Source organism: Acidimicrobiales bacterium, from assembly GCA_035546775.1.
GTDB lineage: Bacteria > Actinomycetota > Acidimicrobiia > Acidimicrobiales > JACCXE01 > JACCXE01.
On sequence record DASZWD010000005.1, the window covers coordinates 1 to 22,426 of the forward strand.

Annotated in this window: 28 protein-coding genes; all 28 read left to right on the plus strand. The window is 68.0% G+C overall.

The window, feature by feature from the left end; all coding sequences use genetic code 11:
• Window positions 1-84 precede the first annotated feature (84 nt).
• A complete protein-coding gene (locus tag VHC63_01515; protein ID HVV35249.1) occupies window positions 85-894 on the plus strand; it encodes a flagellin in 810 nt (269 codons plus the stop codon).
• Between the two features lie 105 nt (window positions 895-999).
• Window positions 1,000-3,399, plus strand: a complete 2,400-nt coding sequence (gene fliD / locus VHC63_01520; protein HVV35250.1) for a flagellar filament capping protein FliD — start codon at window positions 1,000-1,002, stop codon at window positions 3,397-3,399.
• Window positions 3,399-3,833, plus strand: a complete 435-nt coding sequence (gene fliS, locus VHC63_01525; protein ID HVV35251.1) for a flagellar export chaperone FliS — start codon at window positions 3,399-3,401, stop codon at window positions 3,831-3,833. Before fliD ends, fliS begins: the two co-directional genes overlap by 1 nt.
• The gene (locus VHC63_01530; protein HVV35252.1) at window positions 3,834-4,070 is read left to right on the plus strand and encodes a hypothetical protein; all 237 of its coding nucleotides are present in this window, start codon (window positions 3,834-3,836) and stop codon (window positions 4,068-4,070) included.
• Window positions 4,071-4,231: 161 nt separating this feature from the next.
• Window positions 4,232-4,582: a flagellar basal body protein gene (locus VHC63_01535; GenBank protein HVV35253.1), complete on the plus strand. Its 351-nt coding sequence runs from the start codon at window positions 4,232-4,234 to the stop codon at window positions 4,580-4,582.
• An 8-nt stretch (window positions 4,583-4,590) separates the two neighbouring features.
• A complete protein-coding gene (gene flgC / locus VHC63_01540) occupies window positions 4,591-4,989 on the plus strand; it encodes a flagellar basal body rod protein FlgC (GenBank protein ID HVV35254.1) in 399 nt (132 codons plus the stop codon).
• On the plus strand, window positions 4,989-5,288 hold the full coding sequence (gene fliE / locus VHC63_01545) for a flagellar hook-basal body complex protein FliE (GenBank protein HVV35255.1): 300 nt from the start codon (window positions 4,989-4,991) through the stop codon (window positions 5,286-5,288). The genes flgC and fliE overlap by 1 nt, the downstream gene beginning before the upstream one ends.
• Window positions 5,289-6,854 (plus strand): flagellar basal-body MS-ring/collar protein FliF, encoded by a 1,566-nt coding sequence (fliF, locus tag VHC63_01550; protein HVV35256.1) that lies wholly within the window; start codon window positions 5,289-5,291, stop codon window positions 6,852-6,854.
• Window positions 6,851-7,861: a flagellar motor switch protein FliG gene (gene fliG, locus VHC63_01555; protein ID HVV35257.1), complete on the plus strand. Its 1,011-nt coding sequence runs from the start codon at window positions 6,851-6,853 to the stop codon at window positions 7,859-7,861. The genes fliF and fliG overlap by 4 nt, the downstream gene beginning before the upstream one ends.
• The gene (locus VHC63_01560) at window positions 7,851-8,417 is read left to right on the plus strand and encodes a FliH/SctL family protein (protein HVV35258.1); all 567 of its coding nucleotides are present in this window, start codon (window positions 7,851-7,853) and stop codon (window positions 8,415-8,417) included. Before fliG ends, VHC63_01560 begins: the two co-directional genes overlap by 11 nt.
• Window positions 8,410-9,720 carry a FliI/YscN family ATPase gene (locus VHC63_01565; GenBank protein HVV35259.1) on the plus strand — a complete coding sequence of 437 codons (1,311 nt, stop codon included), beginning with the start codon at window positions 8,410-8,412 and terminating at the stop codon, window positions 9,718-9,720. Before VHC63_01560 ends, VHC63_01565 begins: the two co-directional genes overlap by 8 nt.
• Entirely contained in the window at window positions 9,717-10,145 is a 429-nt protein-coding gene (locus VHC63_01570) for a hypothetical protein (GenBank protein ID HVV35260.1), read from the plus strand. Before VHC63_01565 ends, VHC63_01570 begins: the two co-directional genes overlap by 4 nt.
• Window positions 10,142-11,083, plus strand: coding sequence for an NlpC/P60 family protein (locus tag VHC63_01575; protein HVV35261.1), 942 nt, complete (start codon window positions 10,142-10,144; stop codon window positions 11,081-11,083). Before VHC63_01570 ends, VHC63_01575 begins: the two co-directional genes overlap by 4 nt.
• Complete coding sequence (locus VHC63_01580; protein ID HVV35262.1) at window positions 11,080-12,681, plus strand: flagellar hook-length control protein FliK; 1,602 nt, start codon at window positions 11,080-11,082, stop codon at window positions 12,679-12,681. Before VHC63_01575 ends, VHC63_01580 begins: the two co-directional genes overlap by 4 nt.
• A complete protein-coding gene (locus VHC63_01585) occupies window positions 12,682-13,101 on the plus strand; it encodes a flagellar hook capping FlgD N-terminal domain-containing protein (protein ID HVV35263.1) in 420 nt (139 codons plus the stop codon). It begins immediately after the preceding gene.
• An 89-nt stretch (window positions 13,102-13,190) separates the two neighbouring features.
• Window positions 13,191-14,429 (plus strand): flagellar hook protein FlgE, encoded by a 1,239-nt coding sequence (locus VHC63_01590; protein HVV35264.1) that lies wholly within the window; start codon window positions 13,191-13,193, stop codon window positions 14,427-14,429.
• A 47-nt stretch (window positions 14,430-14,476) separates the two neighbouring features.
• Window positions 14,477-14,734 carry a flagellar FlbD family protein gene (locus VHC63_01595; GenBank protein HVV35265.1) on the plus strand — a complete coding sequence of 86 codons (258 nt, stop codon included), beginning with the start codon at window positions 14,477-14,479 and terminating at the stop codon, window positions 14,732-14,734.
• A gap of 5 nt (window positions 14,735-14,739) precedes the next feature.
• Window positions 14,740-15,528 (plus strand): flagellar motor protein, encoded by a 789-nt coding sequence (locus VHC63_01600; GenBank protein HVV35266.1) that lies wholly within the window; start codon window positions 14,740-14,742, stop codon window positions 15,526-15,528.
• A gap of 15 nt (window positions 15,529-15,543) precedes the next feature.
• A complete protein-coding gene (locus tag VHC63_01605) occupies window positions 15,544-16,329 on the plus strand; it encodes a flagellar motor protein MotB (protein HVV35267.1) in 786 nt (261 codons plus the stop codon).
• 2 nt (window positions 16,330-16,331) lie between these two features.
• Complete coding sequence (locus VHC63_01610) at window positions 16,332-16,802, plus strand: flagellar basal body-associated FliL family protein (protein HVV35268.1); 471 nt, start codon at window positions 16,332-16,334, stop codon at window positions 16,800-16,802.
• Between the two features lie 2 nt (window positions 16,803-16,804).
• A complete protein-coding gene (locus tag VHC63_01615) occupies window positions 16,805-17,596 on the plus strand; it encodes a FliM/FliN family flagellar motor switch protein (GenBank protein HVV35269.1) in 792 nt (263 codons plus the stop codon).
• Window positions 17,593-17,925 (plus strand): flagellar motor switch protein FliN, encoded by a 333-nt coding sequence (fliN, locus tag VHC63_01620; GenBank protein ID HVV35270.1) that lies wholly within the window; start codon window positions 17,593-17,595, stop codon window positions 17,923-17,925. Before VHC63_01615 ends, fliN begins: the two co-directional genes overlap by 4 nt.
• The gene (locus tag VHC63_01625; GenBank protein HVV35271.1) at window positions 17,922-18,305 is read left to right on the plus strand and encodes a flagellar biosynthetic protein FliO; all 384 of its coding nucleotides are present in this window, start codon (window positions 17,922-17,924) and stop codon (window positions 18,303-18,305) included. Before fliN ends, VHC63_01625 begins: the two co-directional genes overlap by 4 nt.
• A 121-nt stretch (window positions 18,306-18,426) precedes the next feature.
• Window positions 18,427-19,158 carry a flagellar type III secretion system pore protein FliP gene (fliP, locus tag VHC63_01630; protein HVV35272.1) on the plus strand — a complete coding sequence of 244 codons (732 nt, stop codon included), beginning with the start codon at window positions 18,427-18,429 and terminating at the stop codon, window positions 19,156-19,158.
• A 7-nt stretch (window positions 19,159-19,165) separates the two neighbouring features.
• Window positions 19,166-19,441, plus strand: coding sequence for a flagellar biosynthesis protein FliQ (gene fliQ, locus VHC63_01635; GenBank protein HVV35273.1), 276 nt, complete (start codon window positions 19,166-19,168; stop codon window positions 19,439-19,441).
• Between the two features lie 5 nt (window positions 19,442-19,446).
• Complete coding sequence (locus VHC63_01640) at window positions 19,447-20,208, plus strand: flagellar biosynthetic protein FliR (GenBank protein HVV35274.1); 762 nt, start codon at window positions 19,447-19,449, stop codon at window positions 20,206-20,208.
• Between the two features lie 363 nt (window positions 20,209-20,571).
• Complete coding sequence (locus VHC63_01645) at window positions 20,572-21,657, plus strand: EscU/YscU/HrcU family type III secretion system export apparatus switch protein (GenBank protein HVV35275.1); 1,086 nt, start codon at window positions 20,572-20,574, stop codon at window positions 21,655-21,657.
• On the plus strand, window positions 21,654-22,426 hold a 773-nt coding region (locus tag VHC63_01650), incomplete at its 3' end, for an FHIPEP family type III secretion protein (GenBank protein ID HVV35276.1). The genes VHC63_01645 and VHC63_01650, both read left to right, overlap by 4 nt.

Consider the following 22,426-nt stretch of genomic DNA (forward strand, 5'->3'; position numbering starts at 1 on the left):
GATTCCTCAAATCGCCGGATAGGCGATCCGACGGGATGAGTGCCTGACAGGGAAGTCGGGTCCACTCAAATCAAGGAGGAGACAGTGAGTCTTCGCATCAACTCGAACGCTGCGGCGTTCAATGCGTATCGCAACCTCAGCGTCAACGACACCCAGATGTCCAAGTCGCTGGAAAAGCTCTCTTCGGGCTTCCGCATCAACCGCGCTGCTGACGACGCTTCGGGCCTCGTCAAGTCGGAAGGCCTCCGTGCCGAGATCCGTGGCACGCAGCAGGCCGTGCGCAACGCTCAGGACGGCGTCAACTTCGTGCAGACCGCTGAAGGCGCGCTGAACGAGGTTCACTCGATCCTGCAGCGCATGCGTGAGCTGGCGGTCGACGCCTCGAACACGGCGACCACCAACGGCACCGCGCAGCAGGCGGAAGTCGCCGCCCTCAAGACCGAGCTCACCTCGATCGGTTCGCAGACCAAGTTCGGTAGCCAGTCCGTGTTCTCGGGCAGCTCGGTTACCTTCCAGGTCGGCGCCAACGCCGGCGACACCATCACGGTGACCGTCGGTGCGCTGTCCTCGAGCAGCGTCGGTGGTACCGACGTGTCGGGTGTGGACGTGAGCACGGGCGCTTCGGCGGCCATCACGACCATCGACACCGCCATCGGCACCCTGTCGACCCAGCGTGCGAACCTCGGTGCTGTGCAGAACCGCATGGAGCACACGATCAACAGCCTCAACGTCGCCGTCGAGAACCTGACGGCTTCGGAGTCGCAGATCCGTGACACGGACATGGCCTCTGAGATGACCATGTTCACCAAGAGCCAGATCCTGGTTCAGGCCGGCACGGCGATGCTCGCCCAGGCGAACGCCGCCCCGCAGGCCGTCCTCAAGCTGCTCCAGTAGTAACCCTTCTCTCCAGGGGCGTTGGTGGCCGTCGATCCGCCATCCGGCCACCAACGTTCCCCTGGAGGATCCCGTTCTCGCACCTAGCAATCTGAGGGAGGGCCCATGTCTTCGGTTGACGGGCTCATTACCGGACTCCAAACCAGCACCATCATCGACAACTTGATGAAGGTTGAGCGTCAGCCTGAGACTCAGATGGCGACGCAGAAGTCGGCCTACGACGCCCAGGCCGCCGCCTGGGCCGACATCAGCACCGGTCTGAGTTCCCTCTCGACAGCCACGAGCGATCTGTCAACCTTGCCGAAGCTCGCGCTCTACAGCGCTGCGAGCTCGGCTCCCTCTCTCGCGTCCGCCACCGTGACTCCGGGCAGCACCGCTGCCCCGACGAGCCTCACGTTGCGCGTCGACGCGCTGGCCACCGCCCAGCAGGTGGCGTCTTCCGGAGCGGCTTCGGCCACCTCGGCGCTCGGTGCCGGAACGGCAACGTTGGGCTCGGGTCTTCCCGCGCTCGGCATTGGGTTCGCACGGGCGGACGCATCGGTCAACACCGGAGCGCACGCCCTCGTCGTCTCGCAAGCAACGGGTTCTGCAACCATTACGGGTGGGTTGTGGGGTGGATCAGTGTCGATCGGCCCCGCGAACAACGAAGTGACGGTCGTCGTCAATGGAGTGACGCGCATCGTCCAGATCGCCCAGGGGACCTACTCAACGCTGCAGGCTTTGGCCGGCGCGGTGAACGCTGCGGTCGGCGCGGACGTCAATGTCTCTGCCGCCGGTGGACACCTGCAGGTGTCCACTGTCGCCGAAGGATCGGCAGCGAGCCTGCAGTTCACCGGCGGTTCAGCTCTGGCGTCGCTCGGCCTGTCGGCCGGAGCGGCGGTCAACGGCACGGACGGCACCGTCACCGTCGACGGTGTCAGCAACACGATTACTTCCGCGGGCGCCGGCGTGCAGACCACGCTCAACGGTGCTTCGGGCACGTTCAGCGTCGAGTTCGCCGGCGGCCTGCGGGCCGGCAGCGGCACCCTCAACGTCATCCGCTCGAACGCCGGCGACTCGCTCACCGATCTCGCAGCGGCGATCACGTCGGCCGACGCCAACGTACGCACGCAGACCATCGACACGGGCAGCGGCACCAACCCGGTGCGCCTCGTGGCGACCTCGGCGGCGACGGGCCTCGCCAAGGCGTTCACCCTCGACCTGTCGGGCTACACCGGCGTTGCCGACGGCACGGAGACCCTCACCCAAGGCCACGACTCGCAGATCCACATCGGTGGTCTCGTCGTGAACCGGGCGACGAACACGCTCAGCGACGTCGTCGCCGGCACGACGATCAGCCTGTCGGCGGCCGATCCCAATACCGACGTCACCCTGACGGTGAGCCGCGACGCGTCGGGGCTCGCCACCAAGGCCAAGGCGCTTGTCGACCAGCTCAACGGCGTGCTCGCCAAGCTCAAGGTGTACACCCGCTATGAAGCGGACTCGCAGACGGCGGGCACGCTCCAGGGCGACAGCCGGGCCAACGATCTCGTGTCGACGCTGGTGTCGTCGATCCAGAACGTGACGGGCACGGGCACCTACAAGGCGCTGTCGCAGATCGGCATCTCGTTCCAGCGTGACGGCACCTACGCCTTCGACGCCGCCAAGTTCCAAGACGCCGTGACCACCGACTTCGACTCCGTGTCGAAGCTGTTGGCGCGCACGGGCTCGGCCACCGACAGCCGGGTCACGTTCGTCGGCGCCACCCCGGCGACGGTTTCGCGCACCGCACCGTTCAACGTGCAGATCACGCAGGCCGCCCAGCAGGCGTCGCTTACCGGAGCCGCCTTCGGCACCCTGGCGGCCAACGAGGACATCAGCGTCACCACCAACGCCGGCAACGTCGTGTACCACGCCCTCGCGGGAGCCGACGCCACGTCGGTCGCCGCCGGGCTCAACGCCGCATTCAGCGCGGCCCGCTCGGGCGTGACGGCCTCGGTCAACGGCGGCGCCATCACCCTGACGACCACCGGCTACGGCACAGCGGCGACGCTGAACGTCACCGCCGGCGCCTCGGGGCTGACCGGCTCGTCCGCCGGCGTCAACGTCGTCGGAACGATCGACGGCCAAGCCGCCACCGGCTCCGGCCAGCTCCTCACCGGGGCCGACGGCACCGGCGACGGCGCCGGCCTCTTGCTCACGATTTCGGCGACGGCCAGCGACGTCGCCGCCGCCGGCGGCACGCTCGACCTCGGCAGCATCACCTACTCGTCCGGCGCCGCCGGCGGGCTCGCCCGGCTGCTCAACCAGCTGAGCGGGCCCGGGGGCGTCGTCACGAACGCGCACGACGGAGCCACTGCCGCGAGCAAATCCCAACAAGACCGCATCGACGATTTCGAGAAGAACATGACGATCGTGCAGGCCCGCTATCAACAGCAGTTCGCCGACCTCGAGACGCTCATGGGCCGCCTGAAGGACCAGAGCTCGTGGTTGGCGTCGCAGATTCAAGGCATGACGGCGAAGTAATGGCGCCTCCTTCTGCGGTTGCATCCAACCGGTACCTCGCCGACCGGGTCATGACGGCCACGCCCGCGCAACTCATCGGGATGATCTACGACGTCGCCGTGCGCTCGCTCGACGCCGCCCGCACCGCTGCCATCGAAGGCAACCGGCCCCAGGCGACGCATTTCATCCTCAAGGCCCAGGACGCCGTCACCGAATTGCGGTGCTCGCTTTCGCCCAACGGCGACGCGGCGGTCACCGACATGGCGACCCGCCTCGACGCCATCTACGGCTACGTCTTCACCCGACTGGTCAAGGCCAGCTTCGGCAAGACCGACTCCGCCATCGACGAGTGCCACCGCCTGCTCGTGCAGCTGCGCGACGCCTGGCGCACCGGCTGCCTCGAAGGCGCGGGCAGCACCGCCGCTCCCGTCACCTCCGTCGCCGGAGTCGCATAGATGAACCCGGAGTGGGAAGCCGCGCTCGACTCCATCGAGGAGCGGGTGCGGGCGCAGGAAGAAGCGATCGCCCATTTCGGTCGAATCGCGGCCATCGGCGAGATGCCGACGGTCGAGACCCCGCTGCCGAGCTACCTCGCCCTGCGGGCGATGGCGCTGCTCGAGCGCTCGCGCGCGGTGGAGACGCAAGTCGCCGACCACCTGCACCGGCTGCGCGCCCTCCGCCACAACTCGTAGAGACGCGTAGGCCGAAAGGCGTAATCGATAGGGCCGAAGGTCCCAAGGGCTCAAGTCGAGATCCCAACGGACCGACAGGTCCGGCACAACAAGGAAGACACACGTTCACGGAAGAACGGGCCTCAGGCCTGTTCTTCCTTTTTTTGTTCCCGGAGTTCGCCATGACGCTCTTCACCGACCGGATCACCGCCGGAATCGAAAGTGCACTCGACAGCGTCTCGCTGCGTCAGCGCGTCTCGGCCGACAACATCGCCAACATGAACACGCCGGGCTTCAAGGCCTCGCGTGTCGAGTTCGAGAGCAATCTCCGCCAGGCGATGAACGACGGCAACCCGCAGGGCGCACAGCCGAGCGTCGTCGCCACGAGTGATCCCGCCAACGCGGACGGCAACAACGTAATGATCTCGAACGAGCAGTCCACGCTCGTGAAGTCCGAGGTGCAGTTCGACGCTCTCGTCGCCGCCCTCAACTACAAGTTCGCCACCCTCCGCACGGCGATCAAGGGCCAGTAGCGATGGGCATGTTCTCCGCACTCGACACGGCGGTGTCGGGCGTCAACGTCCACGGCACGTGGATGGACGCCATCGCCGACAACGTCGCCAACATCAACACGATCAACCCGGCCGATCAGGAGCCGTTCCGCGCCGAGCTCGTCGAGCTGCAGGCGACGAAGGACGGTGGCCAGGTCGGCAGCGGCGTGACGGTCAAGTCGATCCAGCGCAAAGCCGGCGACCCCGACATGACCTTCGATCCCGAGAACCCGCTGGCCGACGCCAACGGCTACGTGAAGCACCCCGTTGTGGACCTCAGCGAGGAAATGACGAACATGATGATCGCCACCCGCGCCTACCAGGCGAACCTGAACGTGATGGACAAGGTGCGCGACGCGTACCTCCAAGCGCTGCAGATCGGCAAATAATGACCGTCGCCGCCGTGGGTGCGGTCGCCGCCACCCAGATGACTCCGGCCACCGCGCCGGCCGCCAGCAGCGCCACCCAGAACCCGACCGGCACGAGCTTCGCCTCGCTGCTCGACTCGGCGCAGCAGTCGGGCGTCACCGCCGACAAGCTCGCCGGCCAAGTCGCCACCGGTGACCTCCCCAACATCCAGCAGTTCACCTCAGCGGCCGCCAAGGCCGAGTTGACCGTCGACCTCGTCGTGGCCGTGCGTAACCGGGCCATCGACGCCTACCAAGAGATCATGAGGATGTCCGTCTAAATGGATGCCACCGCGCTGCGCGCCCGTGTTACCGGCGCGCTCAAGTCGTTCTCTCCGGGCCAGCTTGCCGTCGTCGGCATGCTCGGCCTCGCCGTGCTCATCGGCGGCATGACGTTCATGAAGTGGGCCTCCGCGCCGAGCTACTCGGTGCTGTTCTCCGGCCTCGAGGCCAAGGACGCCGCCGACGTCACCGCCAAGCTCAAGAGCGAGGGCGTGCCCTACAAGCTCGTCAGCGACGGCACCGCGGTAATGGTCCCGCAGAGCAAGGTCTACGACCTGCGCCTGACGCTGTCGGCCGCCGGCCTCCCGAAGGGCTCGGTCGTGGGCTACGAGATCCTGAACAACCAGGGCCTCACCACCTCGGAGTTCAGCCAGCAGGTCAACTACCAGCGGGCCATCGAGGGCGAACTCACCCGCACCCTCATGGCGATGAAGGGCATCGACTCGGCGTCGATCCACCTCGCCATCCCGAAGGACGATCTGTTCACCGACAACAACCAGCAGCCGACCGCGGCCGTCCTGGTGAAGACCTCGAGCACGCTGAGCGACGACGCCGTCGACTCGATCGTGCACCTCGTGGCGTCCTCGGTGCCGGGCATGAAGCCCGAGTCGGTCACGGTGGCCGACACCAACGGCAACGTGCTGTCGAACACCTCGGGCACCGCCGGCGGTTCGAACCGCGAGCTCAAGCTCACCCAGGAGTACCAGAACAACCTGGCGACGAGTGCCAACGCCATGCTCGCCCAGGTCTTCGGCGCCGGTCACGCCATCGTGCGGGTCAACGCCCAGCTGAACTTCGACGCCAAGACCACGACCACCGACACCTACGACAAGAACTCGGCGGTCGCCGTGCACCAGGAGAACGCCAGCGAGACCTACCAGGCGACCGACGGCTCGAGCGCCACGGGCGCTTCGGGCATTGCCGGCACGACCAACGCCACCGGTACGAGCGCCACGACGCCGACCACCGCCGGCTCGGGCACCAACTATCAGAAGACCGATACCAACACCGACTTCGGCGTCAACCACACGGTCGAGAACGCCACGGTGGCGCCGGGCAAGCTCGAGCGCCTCTCGGTGGCGGTGATGGTGGACAAGGCGATCAAGCCGGCACCCACGACCGCCCAGGTCCAGAACCTCGTCGGCGCCGCCCTCGGTATCGACAAGACCCGGGGCGACCAGATCGTCGTCGACACGCTGTCGTTCCAGAAGGACCCCACCGCGACGGCCACGGCGGCGAAGGCGGCCAGCGGGTCCTCGGCGATGATGGACTACGCCCGCACCGGCATCGGCGCCCTCATCCTCGCCTTCGTCCTGTTCGTGCTCCTGCGGGGCCTGCGCAAGACCAAGATCGAACTGATCGACATCCCGAGCCCGCAGTTCGCCCTCGGCGCCAACAGCGGCACGTCGCCCATGGCGCTCGGATCGGGCGGGGCGGGCAGCAACGCCACGGCGCTGGTGCCGGCGGCGGACGGCTCGACGCAGTCGCAGGTCCTGTCGCTGGTCGACCAGCAGCCCGACGAAGTCGCGGTCCTGCTGCGCAGCTGGCTCGGTGACCGGCGATGACCTCCAGCGCCCTCGCCTCCGTGAACCGCCGGAAGGCCGCAACGCTGCTCGTCGCCGTCGGCCCGGCCCGTGCCGCCGAGCTGATCAAGTCCTTCGACGAGGACGAAGTGCGCGAGCTCGCCGCCGAAGTCGCCCGCATCGGCGACCTGCCGGCCGAAGAAGTGGCCAGCATCCTCCAGGAAGTCGCCGAAGAAGTCGTCAGCCGCCGCATGGCCGCCGCCGGTGGTGTGCGCTACGCCCACGACCTGCTGTCGCGGGCCATGGGCGACGAGCGCGCCGCCCGCCTGATGGAAGTCATCGAAGGCGAGCGCACCGGCCAGCCGTTCCACTACTTCGCCACCGCCTCGCCCGAGCTGGTCGCCCGCGCCCTGGTCGGCGAGTCGCCGGCGAGCGCGGCGCTGGCGCTGGCCCACGTGCCGTCCGAGTTCGCCGCCCGCGTGCTCGGCAAGATGTCCCCCGAAGCCGGTGCCGAGCTGGCGCTGCGGTTGGCGACGCTCGAGCAGACGCATCCCGACGTCATCCGCGAAGTCGACGAAGACTTCGCCACCCGCCTGGCGCCGCTGCTCGAAACCAAGACGCAGCAGATCCCCGGCATGGCCCGTCTTGTCGACATGCTCAACCTGGCGTCGCGCGACACCGAGCGCGAGCTGATGCAGAGCATCGCGGCGGCCGATCCGGCCCTCGCCGAGCGCATCCGGGAGGCGTTGTTTGTGTTCGACGACGTCGCCCGTCTCGACGACCGCGCCATCCAGCAGGTGCTCAAGGGCGTCGACTCGAAGGACCTCGCCACCGCGCTCAAGAACGCCGGCCCCGAGGTCACCGAGGCGATCATGCGCAACCTGTCCGAGCGGGCGCGCACGAATCTCCAGGAGGAGATCGAGTTCCTCAAGAACGTGCGTGGCTCCGACATCCAAGAAGCGCGCAGCAAGGTCGTCAAGATCGTGCGCGCCCTCGAAGAAGAAGGCACGATCATCATCCAGCGGGGCGGCTCGGACGATGCCATCTAGCGGCCGGGTGCTCAAGGCGCGCAACGTGGTCTTCCACGACCCGTTCGCGGTCGCGCCCGTCGTCACGGTGAGCCGTGAGGAAGTCGACGCCGCCTACCAGCGCGGGCTCGAGGACGGCCAGGCCGGCTCGCTCGCCGCGCTGCCGCGTCTGGTGAGCGCGCTCGACGAAGCCGTCGCCGACATCAAGGCCTCGTGGGCGCAGCAGCAGGTCGACGACCGCCGCGCCATCATCGACCTCGCAGCCGAGCTGGCGCAGTGGATGCTCGGGCGCGAACTCGAGCACGACCCGGCCCTCGCCGTCGCCCAGGTGAACGAGGCCGTGGCCAACGTGCTGAGCGACGAAGAGATCACGGTGTACGTCGCCCCGGAACTGGTCGACGTGATCGAGACGAATTGGCACCCGGCGCAGCACGCGTCGGTGCAGGCCGACCCCACGCTGTTGCGCGGGGAGCTCCGCGTGGTGGCTGGGGTCTCCACTGCGGACCTGCGTTGGGCTGTGGCGCTCGACCGGGCCCGTGAAGCCCTTGACGCTGTCGACGGAGCCATCGATGACTGACGTCCTGCTCGACCGTCCCGAAGTTCGCTCGCGCCTCAACGACGTGCCGCGCCTGAGCATGGCGGGCCAGCTGGTGCGCGTCGTCGGTCTCGAAGCCGAGGCCCGCGGCGTGCGCGGCGCCATCGGCGACCAGATGTGGATCGGCAACGCCAACGCGCGTGTGCCGGCCGAAGTCATCGCCGTGAAGGACGACCGCCTGCTCCTCATGCCCTTCGGCGAGATGACCGGCATCGGCCCCGGCGCCACCGTGGTCAACGCCGGTTCCAAGTTCAAGCTGCGCGTCGGCCACGGACTCGTCGGTCGCGTCGTCGACGCCCTCGGCCGCCGTATCGACGGCTACGAGCCGGTGCTGGGCGAACTCGTCGACTTCGACTCGGCCGTGCCGAACCCGATGAAGCGCCAGCGCATCAACCAGACGCTGCCCCTCGGTGTGCGGTCGGTCGACACGCTGCTGACGTGCGGCACCGGCCAGCGCATGGGCATCTTCGCCGGCTCGGGTGTCGGCAAGTCGACGCTGCTCGGGATGATGGCGCGGGGAACGCAAGCCGATGTCGTGGTGGTCGGGCTGGTGGGCGAACGCGGCCGTGAAGTCCGCGAGTTCCTCGAAGACGACCTCGGCCCTGAAGGCCGGGCGCGGGCCGTCACCGTCGTCGCGACCTCCGACGAGCCGCCGCTGCTGCGCCTGCGCGCCGCCTTCACCGCGACGCGCATCGCCGAGTGGTTCCGCGACCAGGGCCTCAACGTGCTGCTGCTCGTCGACTCGCTGACCCGCTTTGCCATGGCGCAGCGTGAGGTCGGCCTCGCCGCGGGTGAGCCGCCGGCGACGCGTGGCTATCCGCCCTCGGTGTTCGCCACGATGCCCAAGTTGCTCGAGCGCGCCGGGCCCGGCGAGATCGGCACTATCACGGCGCTCTACACCGTCCTCGTCGAAGGCGACGACCTCAACGAGCCGGTCACCGACCACGCCCGCTCGATCCTCGACGGCCACATCGTGTTGTCGCGCAAGCTGGCGGCTGCCGGCCAGTACCCGACCGTCGACGTGCTCGAGAGCGTCAGCCGTCTCTCCGGCAAGTTGTGCTCGCCCGAGCGCCTGGCGATGGGCCGGCGGCTGCGCCAACTCATGATCGCCTGGGAAGAGGCGAAGGACCTCGTCGAGATCGGCGCTTACGTGCCGGGTACCAACCCCGACGTCGACACCTACATCGCCCGGCGCCACCTGATCGAGGGCTTCCTCAAGCAGGACGTGCACGAGATCGCCGACAGCGAAGCGTCCTGGAACCGCCTGGCGGAGGTGGTGGCGTGAAGAAGAACAAGTTCCGGCTGGCGACGGTGTTGCGCGTCGCCAAGCTCGAAGAAGAAGCGCAGCAGCGCAAGACGGCCGCCGCCAACCGCGAGGCCGAAGCGGCGCGCATGGAGGAAGCCGAGCGCGCCGCTGCCTACTCGGCGCGCGACGAGTTCGGGGGCCCGACGGACGCCGCCGCGTTCCAGCAGCAGACGATCACCAACCAGTTGCGCGCCGGCGCGCTGCACACTGCGCAGCAGAACTCGATGACCGCGGCCGACCGCTACGAGCTGGCGCGCGACGAGCTGCTCGGCCGCGTGCGGCGCACGCGCACCCTCGAAGATCTCGAAGAGCGCCACAACATCGCGGTGGCCGTCTACGCGGCGCGCGCCGCCCAGCGCGGCCTCGACGACCTCGTGCGCTTCCGCAGGACGCATTCGATATGAGCGTTCTCGACGTCCAGCAGCGGATCGCCATGATCCAGGCGACGGTGTCGTCGCTCGCGCCGGCGAAGGCGGCGGCCGCGCCCGGGTTCGCCAACGTCCTCAACCAGGCGTCGTCGGATCTCGACACGAGCGCGTCGTCCGACGTGGGCGAGAACGCCGTCGACCTGGCGTCGCAGTTCATCGGGACGAAGTACGTGTGGGGCGGTGAGAAGCCGGGCGGCTTCGACTGCTCCGGCCTGGTGCAGTACGTCTACAGCAAGCTTGGCGTGAACCTGCCGCGGCACTCGTCTGACCAGGCCAAGGTGGGCACTCCTGTCGCCTTGGGCGACCTCAAGCCCGGCGACCTCGTGTTCTTCGGCACTCCCGTCGACCACGTGGGCATCTACGCCGGCGGCGGCAAGATGGTCGTGGCGCCGCACACCGGCGACGTCGTCAAGGTCGAGGACGTCAACTTCGACAAGGTCACCGCCGCGCGCCGGGTCGCCACCGGTGCCACCAGTGCGCTCGGTGCGCTGCCGATGTCGTCGGGCTTCGACGTCTCGGCGCTGCCGCCGGCAGGGCAGCAGTACGCGGCGGCGATCCAGAACGCAGCGGCGAAGGCGGGCGTCGACCCGAAGCTGCTCGCCGCGCTGGCCTGGTCCGAGTCCGGCTTCCGGCCCGACGCCGTGTCCGGCGCCGGCGCCATCGGTCTCACCCAGCTGATGCCGGGCACCGCGGAGGGCATGGGTGTCGACCCGACCGATCCGCAGCAGAACCTCGAAGGCGGCGCCAAGTACCTAGCGGTGCAGCTGCGCCGCTTCGGCGGCCGCGTCGACCTGGCGCTCGCCGCCTACAACGCCGGGCCGACGGCGGTCACCAAGTACGGCGGCGTGCCGCCGTACACCGAAACGCAGAACTACGTCCGCCGCGTCATGACGCGCATGCAGGAGCTTTCATGAGTGATCTGTTGTCGTTCATCGGCGTGCCGGCCGCTCCCACTGGCGGGGCCACGCCCGGCGTCGCCGCCGGGAACGCGGCGGCCGCACCGGCGGCACCGGTCGACGCGTTCGCGGCCCTCCTCGACGAGGTCCTCACCCAAGTCGCCGCCCTCAACACCGGGATCCAGCAGGCCGTCGCGAGCGCGCCCGCCGGCCCAACGCCCACCGGTGTGCTGACTTCGGGCCCGCTCGGGGCGCCGACTCCGCACACGGTCGACGTCGCCGGCTCGCTGCTGCCGCTGGTCACCCCGTTGGTGACCGGTGTGCCGATCCCGGTGACGGCGCCGACCGTCACGCCGACCACGCCGATCGCCACGCCGACCACGCCGACCACGAAGCTGGCCCTCGCCGACACGGCCGACGACGCCGACCCGACGGCGCCGAGCACCGACGAGGCCGTCGACGCCCTCGCCGCCTCGGTTGCCCGCGCCGCCTTCGGCCTCCCGACGCCGCTGCCCACCCCCATCGCGACGGGCACCACCGTCGCCCCGCCGCTCGCCACCGACACCGGTGTGCGGAATTCCCCGCCCTCAGGGCGGGAAACCCCGCACACGGCCGTCGCCGCGCCGGACGTGTCTGCCGCCGCCGTGCCCGACGTACCCGTCGCCGCGACGGCGATGACCCCGCCAGCCGCCGCGCCCGCCGCGCCGGCGGCGCCGCAACCCGAGGCGCCGGCCACGACGCCGGCCGCCGCCACGCCCACCACACCCGCGCCGGTGACGACCACCGTCGCCGCCGCTGCCACTGCGCCGGCCGTCGCGCCCGCCCCGCCGAAGGTTGCGCGTGCACCGATCGCCTCGGACGAGCCGAAAACGCCGCCGTTCACCTCGATCCGTGCGCGTGAAACGAACGAGCCGGCGGCTCCGCCGCAGCCTTTGACACCCGCCGCACCTCCGCCGCCGTCCGTTTCGCGTGCACTTGGGGACGTTCCGGCCCCGCAGTTGGCACCGACCACGGCCCCAATTGCACACGAAACCGACCTGAAGGCGCCCGCCGTTGCGAGCGCGCCGTCCGCGCCCGGGTCGCCCGCACCCGCGTCGGCCCCGGCGACGCCGGACCCGGCCCCCGAAGCCACACCTGACCTGGCGCCGGCCCCGACGGCCGCGGCGGTGGCCCAGGCGGTCACGGCGCAGCCGGCCGCCGCTCCGACGGTCGCCGCTGACCAGCACATCCACGGCGTCGGCGCCCCGCTGCGCGCCGCGCTGCGTTCGATGCCGGCGACCAAGGACAAGCCGAACACCATCACGCTGACCGTGCGTCTCGACCCACCCGAACTGGGTGCCGTGCGCGTCCGGGTCACCGCCCAGGGCGACCAGGTCAAGGTCACGCTCCACGCCGAGTCCCCCGAGGCTCGCCTGGCGCTGCGCGACCGCCAGCACGACGTGGCCGAACTCCTCCGCCACGACGGGTTCAACCTCGAGGGCTTCGACATCGAAGGCCACGACCAGCGAGACCAGCAGCAGTCGGCGCCGCAGCAACGACGCGCCGAGAGCGACGAGCAATTCATCCCCGAGCCTGACGCCCAGCTTCAGGCTGACGACAACGAACTGAGGCTTTAGATGATCAGTGACATCACCTCCGCCGCCGCCAGCGCGGCCACCGACACGAACTCGGCCCAGGGCAACACCTTCAACGGGCTCGACAAGAACGCGTTTCTGCAGCTGCTCGTCGCGCAGCTGCGGTACCAGAACCCCCTGGCTCCCCAAGACGGTCAGGCGTATCTCCAGCAGGCGGCGCAGTTCGCCACCGTGGAGAAGCTCGGCAACATCGAGCAGTCACAGAACGAAGCTGTGGTGTACCAGCAGCTCGTGCTGGCGAACACGTTCGTCGGCCACAACGTGACTGGTCTCGACAAGGCCGATCCCAGCAGCACCGTGTCCGGCAAGGTCGACGCCGTCCTCTACGACGGCACGAAGCCGGACTTGGTGATCGGCGGCAAGGAAGTGCCCGTCGACACCGTCCAAGGCGTCACGCTCTAGCAACACCAGCATTTACGGATAGCCCCCTATGGCCATGGATGGCCGCATCAAAAAGCAAACAGGAGAAGAACCCCAAAATGATGCGGTCAATGTTCTCCGGAGTCTCCGGTCTCCGGGTCCATCAGACGATGATGGACGTTGTTGGCAACAACATCGCCAACGTCAACACGGTCGGCTTCAAGGCCTCCACCGTGATCTTCCAGGACGCGCTCTCGCAGTTGCTGCGCGGTGCGTCGTCCGGTACCACCTCCACCGACGCCGGCGTCAACCCTGAACAGGTCGGCCTCGGCGTCAAGGTCGGCGGCATCGACATGATCCTGACCCAGGGCGCGTCGCAGCTGACCGGCCGTGCCACCGACGTGGCGATCCAGGGCGACGGCTTCTTCGTCGTCCGCACGGCGGAAGAGACCCTCTTCACCCGTGCCGGATCGTTCACCTTCGACGAGCGCGGCTTCCTCACCGACCCTTCGGGCGCGATCGTCCAGGGCTGGCTCGCCAACCCGCAGGGTCAGGTGTTCACCAACGCCCCCATCACCGACATCAAGCTGCCGGTCGGCCAGGTCATCAACCCGGTCGCCACGACGGAAGTGACCGTCGGAGGCAACCTGTCGACCGCCGCCTTGACGACCGACCAGCCGATCAGCACGGCCATCGAAGTCGTCGACTCCCTCGGTACGAAGCAGCGCATCACGCTCGACTTCTCGAAGACGGCGGACAACCAGTGGTCGATGAACGCCTACGACCCGACCGGCACCCAGATCGGCTCGAGCGTCCCGCTGGTGTTCGACCCGGCGACCGGTGCGTTGACGACGCCGGCGGCCAATACGCCGCCGAGCTTCACCTTCACTCCTCCGGGCGGCGCCTCGGCGCTCACCTTCGACGTGAACTTCGGCCAGGGTTCGCCCACCGCCCTCACCCAGCTCGGTGGCGGCTCGACGGCGACGGCTATGGACCAGAACGGCACCTTGACCGGTTACCTCCGTTCCTTCGCCATCTCCGACGACGGTTCGGTGTCCGGTGTGTTCTCCAACGGCCGCAGCCAGGTGCTCGGCAAGCTGGCGCTCGCCGCGTTCAACAACCCGTCGGGCCTCATCAAGGCGGGCGGTTCGCTGTTCCGTTCGTCCGCTGCGTCCGGTACGCCCCTGGCGGGCACGCCGGGTTCGGCCGGTCGTGGCTCGCTCGCCGCGGGCACGCTCGAAATGTCGAACGTGGACCTCGCCCAGGAGTTCACCAACCTGATCATCGCCCAGCGCGGCTTCCAGGCGAACTCCAAGGTCATCACCGCCTCGGACGAGATGCTGCAAGACCTCGTCAATCTGAAGCGATAAAGGTCCGTTTTCCGTAAATCCGGGTGACGGAGGTCCGATGAGACATCGTGATCTCCGTCACCCGGCTCAACGGTTCCGAAATTGTCGTGAACGCCGATCTCATCGAGACGGTCGAATCGACGCCGGACACCGTCATCACGCTCGTCGACGGCAAGAAGTACGTCGTCCACGAGACCACGGATGAGGTGGTGGAGCGCATTCGCAACTTCCGCGCCGCCATCCTGCGCCGCGTCGACGATCCGCACGTCGCCACCGCGGCCGAGCTCTACGTCTTGCCTCACACTCAGCACCGCGAAGGGCACTAACGCGCATGGACATCGCCTCTGCTGCTGGCGTCGGCCTCGCCTTTGCGGCCGTCCTGCTCTCGATGATCATGGACGGCGGCAACCCCGCCGCCCTGGTGAGCCAGCCGGCCGCCATCATCCTGGTCGTCGGCGGCACCCTCGGCGCCACCATCGCCGGTTACGAGCTCAAAGACGTCACCGGCATCGCCAAGGTGTTCCTCAAGGCGTTCATGCCCGGGCCGCCCATCGAGGCGACCGAGTCGATCGAGCAGGTCGTCCACTTCGCCGACCGTGCCCGCCGCGACGGCCTCCTGGCCCTCGAAGAAGAGGCCAAGAACATCGAGGATCCATTCCTCCAGAAGGGCCTCCAGCTCGCCATCGACGGCACCGACCCCGAGGTCGTGCGCGACGTCCTCGAAACCGAGATCGCCGCCCTGAAAGAGCGCCACAAGTTCGGCGCCAAGTTCTTTGCCGACATGGGCGCGTTCGCCCCGACGCTGGGCATCATCGGCACCGTTCTCGGCCTCGTTCACATGCTCGAGAACTTGTCGGACCCCTCGTCGATGGGTCCGCTCATCTCGGCCGCGTTCATCGCCACCCTCTGGGGCGTCATGACGGCCAACCTCATCTACCTGCCGATCAGCAACAAGCTGAAGCGGGCCTCCGCCGAGGAAGTGCACCACAAGGAGCTCATCCTCGAAGGCGTGCTCGCCATCCAGGCCGGCGCCAACCCGCGCACCGTCACCGAGAAGCTCAAGTCGTATCTGCCCCCGGCGGAGCGCGACGAGATCGGTGACGAGAAGCAGAGTGCGTAAGAGGCAGTGATCTAGGTGTCACGCCGGAAGCACGCCGACCACGAGGAACACGAGAACCACGAACGGTGGCTGATCACCTACGCGGACATGATCACGCTGCTCATGGCCTTCTTCGTGATGATGTACGGCCTGTCGATCCTCGACCTGAAGAAGTTCGACCAGTTCAAGGCGGGCGTGGCCAAGCAGCTCGGCAAGAGCCCGATCGTGGACGGCGGCCAGGGCATCCTGATCTCGGGCACGGGTGTGGCCGACGCCTCGGCCCCCGCCATCGGCTCGGGCAACCGCAACGGCGCCGCCGACGCCGCCCAGACGCAGGGCAGCGTACCGAAACAGGATCTGCCGACGCTGGCCAACAACCTCCAGCAGAGCCTGGCCGCCGCCGGTTTGGCCGACACCGCCGAGGTCACCACCGACCCCCGCGGCCTCGTGATCTACGTCGCCAACCGCACGCTGTTCAAGAGCGGCTCGGCCTACCTCGAATGGGACGGCCGCAAGGTCCTCGACCAGCTGGCGCTGACGCTGTCGAAGATCGACAACCAGGTCATCGTCGAGGGCCACACCGACAACGTGCCGATCAGACCGGGCGGTGAGTACCCGTCGAACTGGGAGTTGTCGACGGCCCGGGCGACCCAAGTCCTGCGCTGGATGGTCGAGGCCCGCGGCCTGCCATCGGTGCGCTTCTCCGCCGCGGGTTACGCCGACACGCGTCCCCGCGTCCCCAACGACACGCCCGACCACCGGGCAACCAACCGCCGCGTCGAACTTGTCGTCGTGGCGTCCGATTCTCCTGGAGGAACCTAGCGATGGCCAAGAAGAAGAAGGGCGCGGAGGAAGAGGGCGCCAAGAAGAGCAACAAGACGAAGATGATCATCGTCGCGGTCGTGATCGCGGCGGCGGGTTACAAGTTCGTCCTTGCTCCGAAGCCGGCCCCCAAAGCCAACGGCACGGCCGTCGCCGCCCAGAAGATCCAGGAGGGCGAGGTCACGCCGCTGCCCGACCTGACCCTCAACCTGGCCGACCCCGGCACGTCGCGCTACCTGCGCGTCGGCATCGCCCTCATCCTCGAGAAGGGCACCACCGCCGAGTCGATGAAGAACGAGCTGCCGATTGCCAGCGACGTGGCCGTCGACGTGCTCTCGGCCAAGACCTACGCCGAGCTCAACGCCCCCGGCGCCAAGGACACGATCAAGGCCGAACTTTCCGAGAAGGTCCGCAAGGCCTACGACGACAAGAAGGTCGCCCGCGTCATCTTCACGAGCTTCGTGATGCAGTAACGATGTCGCTCCTGGATCTGCAAGCGCCGGCGAACGTGCCGGAGCACGTCGTGGCCGGCGTGCGGGACCAGCTTGAGTTCCTCGCGCCCAAGTGCGGCCTGGCCGTTACGGCCGTCATCGGTCGGGAAGCGGGCCTGCGTATCGGCACGGTCGAAGCCACCGCCCACGACGAGCTGTCGGCCGACCACGTCTGGTACCGGGTGGGTACGCCGGGCCGGCGCTGCGCGGCGCTGATGATCGACGTTCCGGCCGTCGCCCGCCTGGCCGAGTTGTTCATGGGCGGCAGCGGCTCCGGCGGTGATCGTGTGCCCTCGGCCCTGGAGCTGTCGATCGTCGAGCGCCGCCTCGGCTCACTGCTCAGCGGCTTCGACGACGTGCTCGGCGCTTTCGGCGTGGATGGCCACGAGGTGGCCGCCGTGGACCCCGCCGACTTCAATCCCGAGCCCCACCAGGTGCGGGCGCAGATCGAAGTCGTGATCGAGGCCATCGCCATCCCGTTCATCCTCGTGCTGCCGGCGTCGAACCACGCGGTGCACACCAACGCACCGATCGATTCGTCGTCGGTATTCGCCGAAGCGCTGCGCGACATTCCGCTGTCGGTGTCGATTCGCTTCGAATCCGTGATCCTGACCGCCGAGGAGCTCGACGAGCTCGAGCCCGGCGACGTCATCCGCCTCGAGCAGCCGGCGAACGCGTCGCTCGTCGGCATCGTCGACAACCACCGGGTCTTCACCGGTCGCGCCGGCCGCCACGGCCGGCGCCTCGCTTTGGAAATCTTTGAGGTTTCCCAGTGAGCGACGGATTCACATCCGATATGGACCAGGTGGAAAGCGTTGCGCAACCTGCCTCCTTCGAGGAGCTCGGCCCGGGCGAGTCGCCCGGCGCGCCACGTGACCTGCGTCTCCTCGCCGACATCAACGTCGAGCTGTCCGTCGAATTAGGCCGCTCGAAGCTCCCGATGCGAAAGCTCCTGAGCCTGGTGCCCGGTTCGGTCATCGACCTCGACCGTCCCGCCGACGGCGGCGTCGACGTCCTCGTCAACGGACGCGTCGTCGCCCGCGGCGAGATCGTCATCGTCGACGGCGAAATCGGCGTGCGCGTGACCGAGATCCTCAACCAATGAGCGCCCTGTTCATGCTGGTCAAGGCCGGCTTCGTTTTCGGCCTGCTGTTCATCACGCTGCGCGTCGTCGGCAAGCTGTACTCGCCGTCGGGTCGGGCGTCGAAGAAGCGCCCCGGCCAGATGGTCCAGGTGATCGGCCGCCAGTCCGTGGGCCGCAACGCCGATGTGGCCGTCGTCTCGCTGGGTGATCGCACGCTCGTGCTGGGTGTCACCGAGCACAACGTTTCGGTCGTGACCGAACTCGACCCCGAAGAAATCGTCGAGACCGTGTCGCTGCCCGCAGCACTTCCCGCCCTTCCTGCAAGGACGCAGGAGACGGCTTCTGTTCCGTCATGGAGAGATTTGATCGAAAATCTCCGTGAACGAACGGTCCGGCGCTAGCTTCCGCCGCCGCCTCCTTCTGCTGCTGGCTTCCGTCGCAGCGCTCCTCGTTCTGACGAGTGGCTCGAGCGCGCACGCCCAGACGGCAACTTCCACGCCGGCCGCGCCCGCGGCGCCGAGCGTGACGACACCGACCATCCCGACGCCGGCTGCCCCCACCGCCCCGACGCCCGGCGCCACCGGCGTGTCGCTCAATCTCGGCAACTCGAAGACGGGCACGAGCGCGGCGAGCTCGCCGCTCACGATCGTGCTGCTGCTCACGCTCGTGTCGATCGTGCCGGCGCTGCTCATCCTGATGACGAGCTTCACCCGCATCGTCATCGTCCTCGGCCTCACCCGCAACGCCCTCAACCTCAACGGCGTGCCGCCCAACCAGGTGCTGATCGGCCTCGCCCTGTTTCTCACCCTGTTCGTGATGGGCCCGGTGTTCTCCGCCGTCAACCACGACGCCGTGCAGCCCTACATGAAGGGCGAGATCACCCAGAGCCAGGCCTTCGACAAGGGCATGAAGCCCATGCGCGAGTTCATGCTCAAGCAGACGCGCGAGAAGGACATCGCGATGTTCGTGAAGCTGTCCGGCGCGCCGCGGCCGAAGAAGCCGGCAGATCTCGCCACGACGACGCTCATCCCCGCCTTCGTGATCTCAGAGCTGCGGGCCGCCTTCATCATCGGCTTCGTGATCTTCATCCCGTTCCTGGTCATCGACATGGTCGTGTCCGCGACGTTGATGTCCATGGGCATGGTGATGCTGCCGCCGGTGCTCATTTCGTTGCCGTTCAAGTTGTTGCTGTTCGTCGTCATGGACGGATGGCTGCTCGTCGTCCAATCGCTCGTGAAGAGCTTCGTGAGATAGGCCCCCAATGACCGAGACCGAAGTCCTCCACATCGCCCAGCAGGCGATCCTGATCACCTTCAAGCTCTCCGCGCCGATCCTGATGGTGAGCCTCGCCATCGGCGTGGCCATCTCGCTGTTCCAGGCGGTGACGTCGGTGCAGGAGATGACGCTGTCGTTCGTACCCAAACTCGCCGGAATCGCCCTCGTCATCGTCGTGAGCGGCGCCTGGATGCTCCAGCAGTTGGTGGCGTACTCCACCGAACTCTTCGGGATGATCCCCCGACTCGTCCACGGCGGCTAGCTGCGGTGACGCTCGACTCCGCGGTCGTCGCGGCGTTCGTGCTCGTCCTCGCCCGTACCTCGGCGTGGGTCGTGACCGCGCCGATCATGGCGGGCAAGGCGATCCCGTCGCTCGCCAAACTGGCGGTCGCGATCTCGCTGTCGCTGTTCGTGGTGCCCCAGGTGCACCCGGCGAGCGTCCCGTCAGAACCGATCCTCTTCGCCGGCGTCGCCGTCGGTCAGGTCCTGATCGGCCTCGCCCTCGGCTGGGTGACCGGCCTGTTCTTCAACGCCTTCGAAATGGCGGGCTCGATGATCGACGCCGCCAGCGGCTTCTCCATCGGCGCCATCTTCGACCCGATCACCGGCAGCCAGGCGTCGATCTACGCCCGCTTCAACCAGATGCTGTTCATGGCGCTGCTGTTCGTCACCAACGCCCACCTGACGCTGGTCGCCGGCTTCCTGCGCTCGTTCAAGGCGCTGCCGGCGGACAAGTTCCCCGTCCTCGGCATCTCGACGCCGGGCGCGCTCGGCACCGCGGTGTCCCAGCTGATGGTGTCGGCCCTCGAGATCGGCGCCCCGATCCTCGGTGCGCTGTTCCTCACCGAAGTGGCCCTCGCCATCGCGGCCCGCTTCGCCCCGCAGGCCAACATCTTCTCGCTCGGCCTGCCGCTCAAGGTGATGGTGAGCGTCCTGGCGATGGGGACGGCCCTCGTGCTGATCCCGCCGCACCTGCCCGGCCTGCTCGACAGCGGCATGTCGCTGGCCAACGACCTGTTTAAGCACTGAGCGGCGGTGCCCCGCACCACATCGCGGACACCCCGCCGGGACCACAATCGACCAAAGAGCGCTGCCCGTCTGTTCGTTGGTCACTAGTGGTCCCTGTGCGACCACTAGTGACCAACGAACAACAGCAGCACCGTCCCCGAATACAGCTACCTGAGCGGGAGCAGTCGCCGGACGGGGAACAGCCACGCCTTCCGGACGGTATCGCCAACCACGCCGGGAGGATATCGCACCCGATATCTCCTCAATCTCTGATGGGTTGCGGCCGACAGGACCGGCACTAGGCGCACGGAGGTGCCTGACCAGTCATGCACGTTCACCCGATGGAGACGGGGGAGCGTGTGAGGAAGGCCACCCCATCGCACGTTGAGCGAAGAGCGCACAGAGAAAGCGACACCCAAGCGCCGGCGCGAGCTGCGCCGCAAGGGCACCGTCGCGCGCTCCGCTGAGCTGCCCCAGGCCATCGTCCTCCTGGTCGTCGTCGTGCTCCTCCCGACCACGATTCGTCACCTCGTCACCACCGTCACGCAGGACTGGCGCCTGGCGCTCGGCACCGCCGCGTCCGCCACGCCCAAGAAGGGCAGCGCCGTGTTCGGCAAGATGCTGCTCGATTCCGCCGGTGCCCTGGCGCCGATGATCGGCGCCCTCGCCCTCGCTAGCGTCACCTCGCAGCTCGTGATGTCGGGCTTCAAGCCGAACTTCATGCTGATCAAGCCGAAGTTCGAGAAGATCAACCCGAAGAACGGCATCAAGCGACTCGTCTCCAAGCAGGTGATCTGGGAACTGCTCAAGACCATGGGCAAAGTCGGTGCCCTCGCGCTCGTGACCATCGGCGTGTGGAAGGCCGGCGTTTCCAACCTGCTCACCACGCCGCGCACCCTGTCGCACACGGTCTCGGCGACGGGCAACACGCTGCGCACGCTGCTGCTGCGTGTCGTGGTGCTCTCGATGCTCATCGGCATCGCCGACGCCGTCGTGGCCAAGCGCCGCTACCTCAAGCAGTCGCGCATGACCAAGCAGGAAGTGAAAGACGAGCACAAGCAGAACGAGGGCAACCCGCACGCCAAGTCCGCGATGCGCACCCGCGCCATCAAGCTCAGCCGCTCGCGCATGATCGCGGCGGTGGCCAAGGCCGACGCCGTGCTCGTCAACCCGACGCACCTCGCCATCGCCATCAAGTACGAGCAGGGCTCGGCGGCCCCGATCGTGCTCGCCAAGGGTGCCGGCGTGATCGCCGAGAAGATTCGCGACGAGGCCACCAAGCACGGCGTGCCGATCATCGAGAACAAGCCCCTCGTGCGCGCCATGTTCCGCAAGGTCGAGGTGGGCGACATGATCCCCGCCGCCTTCTACCGAGCCATCGCCGAGGTCCTCGCCCTCGTGTACCGCACGCGTCGCCGCAGCCGCTTCGCGCCGCTGCCTTCGAAGCCCCTTAGGAGCCGTGTCGCATGACACCGAACAATCGCAACACGCGCCTGGCCGAGATGGCCGTGCCGCTCATGGTCGTCGGCATCGTCGTGGTGATGATCCTGCCGCTGCCCACGATGCTGCTCGACCTGTTCCTGGCGGCCAGCATCTCGGTGTCGATCCTGACGCTGCTCACGGCGATGTTCGTGAAGGACGCCCTCGACTTCTCGGTGTTCCCGGCGCTGCTGCTGATCACGACGCTGTTCCGCCTGTCGCTCAACGTGAGTTCAGCGCGGCTCATCCTGCTGCACGGCTTCGCCGGCAAGGTCATCGAGGCGTTCGGCCACGTGGTTGTCGGCGGCAACCTCGTGGTCGGCCTCGTCATCTTCCTCATCCTCGTCATCATCCAGTTCGCGGTGATCACCGCCGGTGCGGGCCGCGTGTCCGAAGTCGCCGCCCGCTTCACCCTCGACGCCATGCCGGGTAAGCAGATGGCGATCGACGCCGACCTCAACGCCGGGCTCATCACCGACGAGCAGGCCCGCACCCGCCGCCGCCAGATCACCGCCGAAGCCGACTTCTACGGCGCGATGGACGGTGCCTCCAAGTTCGTCAAGGGCGACGCCGTCGCCGCGGTGGTCATCGTCGCCATCAACCTGCTCGGCGGCTTCACCGTCGGCGTCGTGCAGCAGCACATGCCGATCGGCGACGCCATCCAGCGCTACGCCCTGCTGTCGGTCGGTGACGGTCTGGTGTCGCAGATCCCGGCGCTGCTCATCTCGATCGCCTCGGGCATCGTCGTCACCCGCGCCGC